6 protein-coding genes are annotated in these 5,464 nt (G+C 63.8%); 2 read left to right on the plus strand and 4 right to left on the minus strand.

What is annotated here, in order from left to right; genetic code table 11:
* Positions 1-354 precede the first annotated feature (354 nt).
* The gene (locus QOI01_RS23530) at positions 355-897 is read left to right on the plus strand and encodes a VOC family protein (protein WP_526385233.1); all 543 of its coding nucleotides are present in this window, start codon (positions 355-357) and stop codon (positions 895-897) included.
* A gap of 650 nt (positions 898-1,547) precedes the next feature.
* Positions 1,548-2,243, plus strand: coding sequence for an MmpS family transport accessory protein (locus QOI01_RS23535; protein ID WP_526385242.1), 696 nt, complete (start codon positions 1,548-1,550; stop codon positions 2,241-2,243).
* Positions 2,244-2,584: 341 nt separating this feature from the next.
* Here QOI01_RS23535 and wrbA read toward each other — a convergent pair whose 3' ends face one another.
* The 4 genes from wrbA to QOI01_RS23555 form a co-directional block, all read right to left on the minus strand.
* Positions 2,585-3,184, minus strand: coding sequence for an NAD(P)H:quinone oxidoreductase (wrbA, locus tag QOI01_RS23540; protein WP_526385235.1), 600 nt, complete (start codon positions 3,182-3,184; stop codon positions 2,585-2,587).
* 32 nt (positions 3,185-3,216) lie between these two features.
* Positions 3,217-3,990 carry a zinc-dependent alcohol dehydrogenase gene (locus QOI01_RS23545; RefSeq protein ID WP_526385237.1) on the minus strand — a complete coding sequence of 258 codons (774 nt, stop codon included), beginning with the start codon at positions 3,988-3,990 and terminating at the stop codon, positions 3,217-3,219.
* Positions 3,991-4,037: 47 nt separating this feature from the next.
* Positions 4,038-4,220 (minus strand): DoxX family protein, encoded by a 183-nt coding sequence (locus QOI01_RS23550; protein WP_526385238.1) that lies wholly within the window; start codon positions 4,218-4,220, stop codon positions 4,038-4,040.
* Between the two features lie 250 nt (positions 4,221-4,470).
* Positions 4,471-5,352 (minus strand): aldo/keto reductase, encoded by an 882-nt coding sequence (locus QOI01_RS23555; RefSeq protein ID WP_526385240.1) that lies wholly within the window; start codon positions 5,350-5,352, stop codon positions 4,471-4,473.
* Between the last annotated feature and the right edge of the window lie 112 nt (positions 5,353-5,464).

Below are 5,464 nucleotides of genomic sequence, written 5' to 3' on the forward strand. Positions count from 1 at the left end.
CGGTCGGCGTGTCGTTCGCTTGAGCCAGTTCGGGGCAGGTGGGATTGCTCGTGGTTCGAGCCCGCTCGCACGACCGAACGCCCCAAATCTTTTCGAGAGCCTTCGAGCTCTGACTGAGACCGGCGCCGTGCGGGTGCGCTGGGATCGCGAACAGCTCATCGGAGGCAAGCCCGAGACGCTCGTAAGTAGGGTGCTGCGCGTTCCCGTCCGGGTTCTGGACCCAATGGAACACCCGAATTGAGGGAGGTGCTGGATTGAACTGCTACTGCGGAATCGACTGGGCTGAAGGGCATCACGACGTCGCGATCGTCGGCAATGATGGCAAGCTGGTGGCCAAGAAGGCGCAGCAAGCAGATGATCGCTTGGTATCAGACCGTTTTCGGTGCAAGGGTCGTTCACGAAGACAAGCAGCTCGCCTTCCTCACGTGGGACGGGGAGAGCCACCGCCTTGCACTTTCCAAGGTGCCCGGACTTCTGCGCTTCGCGTTCCCGCTCGCGAAACTGCGTCGAAAGATTCTCGGAGTCGATCATCTGGGATTGACATTCACTTCGTTGGAACGACTGCTGTTGACCTACGAGCGACTCAAGGAAGCCGGCATCGTCCCAGTGTGGTCCATCAACCACGGACCTACCACTTCGCTGTACTACGAGGACCCCGACGGCATCCGGCTGGAATTTCAGACCGAGAACTTCCCCACTCCGCAGAAGACTGCAGATTTCTTCTTCAGCAGCGCGTTCGCCGAGAACCCGATCGGTGTCATCATCGACCCCGACTATCTGCTCGAACGGCTCCGTGGCGGTGCCGACCCGAAGGAACTGCTCCAACAAGGCGCCGGAACCCGCCCTGGAAGCAAGACTCGCGCCAACAAACGCGCCCTAAGCTGGAAAGCCCTGTGATTGGGCCGATTAGGGTTTGCGCCTCGCGGCCTCTCGGGCCGTAGCCGTGTGCGGGCTGCCAGCGTAGGCCACCGCCAGCCGTATGCGGTTCCGCCATCACAGGGCTATCGGATCGCCGGGGTAACCGGGTGGCGGGTCGCCACGGCGATAACGACGCCGCCTTGGTTCGGTCATGTCGGGGGAGCGACCGTTGTACTTGCCGCCGTCACGCGGTGGGGCGTGTTCAGCGCCTGGAGGCACAAGCCCAGGCCCCCACGAGAACTCGCTGGCGCCAGTGTCTGCAGCGTTCGCGGTCGCCGTACCACTTCCTGTCGAAGCGCATTGCGAGACAGCCTTACCGGTGGGCGAGGATGACGGGCGGGGCGTATCGAGTGTCCCTCGTCGCGGCGCGCGGGGGCGTGATCGCGGCGACCGGCGCGCGTAGCTAACAGGCCTGCCTGGGCCGAGCATCGAATCGTAGGCGGGGGTTGCCCTCCGGAAGTTGGGCGGGGCGTGGGCGAGCGGAGGCATCAACCGTGATCGGGTGAAGGCTCGTCGGTTGCAGCAAAAGTGTAGGGAAACACCCGATTTCTCCTGGCCGGAGGGGACGTAGATTTCGGGAAGGCCGAGGTCGTTCAAGGGGAGGACAACGTCATGTCTCGCATCATCAGATTGGCTCTTGCCTTGGTGTCGGCGGTCGCCCTCATCGTGGCCGCCTTCGCCATTCCACAAGTAGCTTCGGCTCGCCGGGAAGGACGGTCACGTTCGAGGTCACGGATAGCGGTAGCGCGTACTCCATCGACACCGACCCCAGCGTTGGCCGGCTGACCGACGTGAGCTTGCCTTGGTCCGACTGCGCCACCATCGGAACCGATGAAACCCTGCTGCAGGTGGTCGTGGTCGGCAAGGACGGTTCGCCAGGGTGTCGTATCAAGTTGGACGGCAAGGTCGTGGCCGAAAAACCCACCGGTGGCGACGGCCACTGCGTCGCGACCGCTCCCGCCGGGTCGAGCACATCGGCTTCCGGGGCGACGTCCCCACCCCCAGCCGACTTGGCCGGTCCGGTCCCATCGCGCCCTGCCGTCGCGCACGCGTACTTCGTCATCAACGGGCCGGCCGGTGCCAAGATCGGCAGGATCCAGGTCGAGCCGCTCGGGCTCTCTTGGGAGAACAAAGAGACTCCGTGGGGCGAGTGGATCGACGTCGGGCCAGACATCACGAAGGTGCACCTCAAAGCTTGGGGCGACGGGCAGGCCAGGATCACCTGCAGTATCACTGTTGGCGCGGACTCCACCGGCACCGGTGAAGCTCAGCAGGTCGCGAAGAGCTCGATGGGCTCCGTGGCGTTCTGCGACTGGAACCGCTGACAGGTCCGTATTCGGATTCGAGCCATCGTCGGCTCGACAAGTGGGCCACCGCCAACACCAAGCGCCTCGTCAACACCAGTCTGCCGCCGGATGTCGAACTCGGCGCGGGGCGGGCTGCGTGCATCGCGTCGCTCCTACGGACCGCCGTGACTGCACGTTGAAACGAGCGCGCGATCGCAAAACACGGAGCCAGTAGCTCATCACTCAGAGAAGTTCATCAGTACGGCCAAGATTCGCATCCCCGACAAGCGACGGGCGTTCGGTGTCACGTCAGTGTCACAACACGGCCGAAACTGCTTGCGGCGGCGGACTGTCGCTGTTGCGGGATTTCCGTGCCTTGGCTAGCTCGCGAGCCGGCCGGCAATCGCGACGACACGCTTGGCCAGATGGCGCAGTGCCGCGGTGGTGGTATCGGTGAGCGCCGCCGTGTTATCGGCTCCGGTGATGTGGCTGACGCCGTATGGGTTGCCGTCGGCGAACTTGATCGGATCGGTATAACCCGGCGCCACGATGATGCCGCCGAAGTGCATCAACGAGATGTACAAGCTCAGCAGAGTGGTTTCTTGACCGCCGTGTGCTGTCTGCGATGAGGTAAACCCGGCGTAGACCTTGTCAGCCAGCTGACCTTGCGCCCACAGCCCGCCCAGTGAGTCGATGAAGGCGCGAAATTGGCTTGCGGGAGAGCCGAATCGGGTCGGTGAGCCGAAGATGACCGCGTCGGCCCAGACGATGTCGTCGCCGCTTGCGGCGGGCAGATCCTTGGTGGCGTGGTAGTTGGCCGTCCAGGCGGGATTTTGGGCGAACGATGCGGGGTCGAGGGTTTCGGCGATGTGGCGCAGACGTACTTCAGCGCTGGACTCTTCGGCCGCATTGGCAACGTGTTGGGCCATCGTGGTGCCGTGTCCGGTGGCTGAGTAGTAGATGATGGCGAGCTTTGTCATTGAGATTCTCCTTCTTCGTTGGTTTTCACGGTTTAGCGGGGTTGATGGTTGCCCGGTGCAATGAGGGCCTTCATGATTTGCCCGGCGCGCAGCGCGTCGAAGGCAGTCAGCGCATCGGCGAGTGGACTGATGACCGTGGTGAGATCTGCGACCGCGATTTGCCGGGTGGCCAGCAGGTCGATCGCGCGATCGAACTCGTCGGTATAGATGTACGACCCCCGCACGGTGATCTCCTTGAGCAGGATCTGCGCGGGAGAGCTGAGGTGGGCGAGCCTGCAGGCGAGCTGCCCGATTGGGCCTCCGCCGGTCACCAACACCGTCCGCCCGGCGAGCTCCCCTGCCAGTTTCACCGCCCGCAATGCGGTGGCCGTGGGCTCGACCCAGGCGGCCTCGAGAGTTCCCAGATCGTCGGGGATTCGACGCAGGTGGCCAGGGAAGGCGGCCATCACCGGTGCCAGCGCGCCGTCGGCTTGCAGGCCCCGCGCCGTCTCCAAAGTGGCTTGCCGACAGAAATTTTGACGCGCCGACCGGCAGTATGCGCAAGTGCCGTCCACGTTGCCGTTGGGGTTGACCGCAACCCTCTGGCCTACCGCCCAGTCTGCGACGCCGTCGCCAACTGCCGCGACCCGGCCGGTGGACTCGTGTCCGAGGATGCAGCCACCGCGGTACACCTGCGGCAGCTGCGATGCGTGCAGGTCGCTACCGCAAATGCCGCACAGCTCGACTTCGACCAGTACCTGGTCGGGTCGCAGCGTCGGACGTGGCCGGTCTTGTAGTGTGATCTGCCCGTTTGCAGTGAGCACCACCGCGGGCATCGTCATGATCAATGTCGGGGTCGATGTGCGGAATGTCGTTACAACGTAAACGAATACGGCCCGAAACGGCCCCAGGCTACGAAGACGGCCAGGGCGATCAGTACGACGTTGACCACGACATTCATCGTTTCCTTGCGCCGAGTGTGCACCGCGACAGCGCCCACCATTACCAGTGCGAGCCCGACCGCCGCCAGCGGAACCACGATCGGGGCGATGTGCACCGCAGCCGGCAGGACAAGCCCGAGGCGCCGAGTATCTCGGCGAGTCCGATCAACCGGATGTTGGTCGGGCTGACGTCCTGCGCCCAGCCCTGGCCCGATGTGACGAGTTTGTCTTTGGGCACAAACTGTTCATCAAACCGCTTGCGGCGAATACGACCGCCAGCACGCTCGCGATAATTTACAGTGCCAGGTTCATCCAGATCTCCTAGTCCTTGTCATGTTTGATTGCCGGAGGCTCGAAGGACACATGTCAGTCGAATTCTCGGTTGAGGCGGGCAATCTCCCGATCGTCCAACCACACGTCACCCGCGCCGAGGTTTTCGGCGAGGTGGGTGCGGGTCCGCGTTCCCGGAATCAGCAGTACGTTGGGCGCGATGGCAAGCAACCACGCGAGAGCGACCTGAGGGGCACTCGCATCGTGGGCAGCGGCAACGCGGGTGACGACCCGGTTGCTCACGATCGCATCGCGCTGTGTGCGCGGATGACCCAACGGGCAGAACGGCACGAACGCGATGTCCCGTGCATTGCATTCATCCAAGATGGGCGTGCCCTGTCGGGCCGCGAGATTGAAGAAGTTTTGTACACAAACGATTTCGGTGATCTCCAGCGCCCGCATCAGGTGTTCGCGGCTGACGTTGCTGATCCCGATTCCGCCGATCAGTCCCTCGTCTCGGGCCGTCATCAGCGCGCCGAGCTGATCGACGAACCGGGCATCGGGTGCGCCGTTGTCCATTACCCGCAGGTTGACGGCGGTGAGTCGCTCGACCCCCAGGGTCTTCAGGTTGTCGTGTATGCCCGCGCGCAGCTGATCGGGATCGTCATAGGGCAGCACGGCTCCCGAATCGTCGCGCCGGGCTGCCACCTTGCTCACCAACGCCAAACCCTCAGGATAGGGATGAAGGGCGTCCCGAATCAATTCGTTGACGACCCTGGGCCCGTAGTACTCGGCGGTGTCGATGTGATCAACCCCGGCGTCGACGGCGGCACGCAGGACTGCGATGGCTTCGTCACGATCGCGCGGTGGGCCGAAGACGCCGTCTCCGGCCAGCTGCATCGCGCCATAGCCGACACGCCAAACCGACTTGTCGGCAAGCTGATAGCGGGAACCAGTCCGTGTCCCACCGTCAGGCATAGATGGGCGTCGAATCGAAGTACACGCGGTAGTCGTCGATCTTGCCAGCCCCGTCGGTGTGAAAGATCGTCACGCACGGGATCGTGACCTGCTGGCCGTCCTTGCGGTCGTA

Origin of the sequence: Mycobacterium sp. (assembly GCF_032162605.1) — a bacterium.
GTDB lineage: Bacteria > Actinomycetota > Actinomycetes > Mycobacteriales > Mycobacteriaceae > Mycobacterium.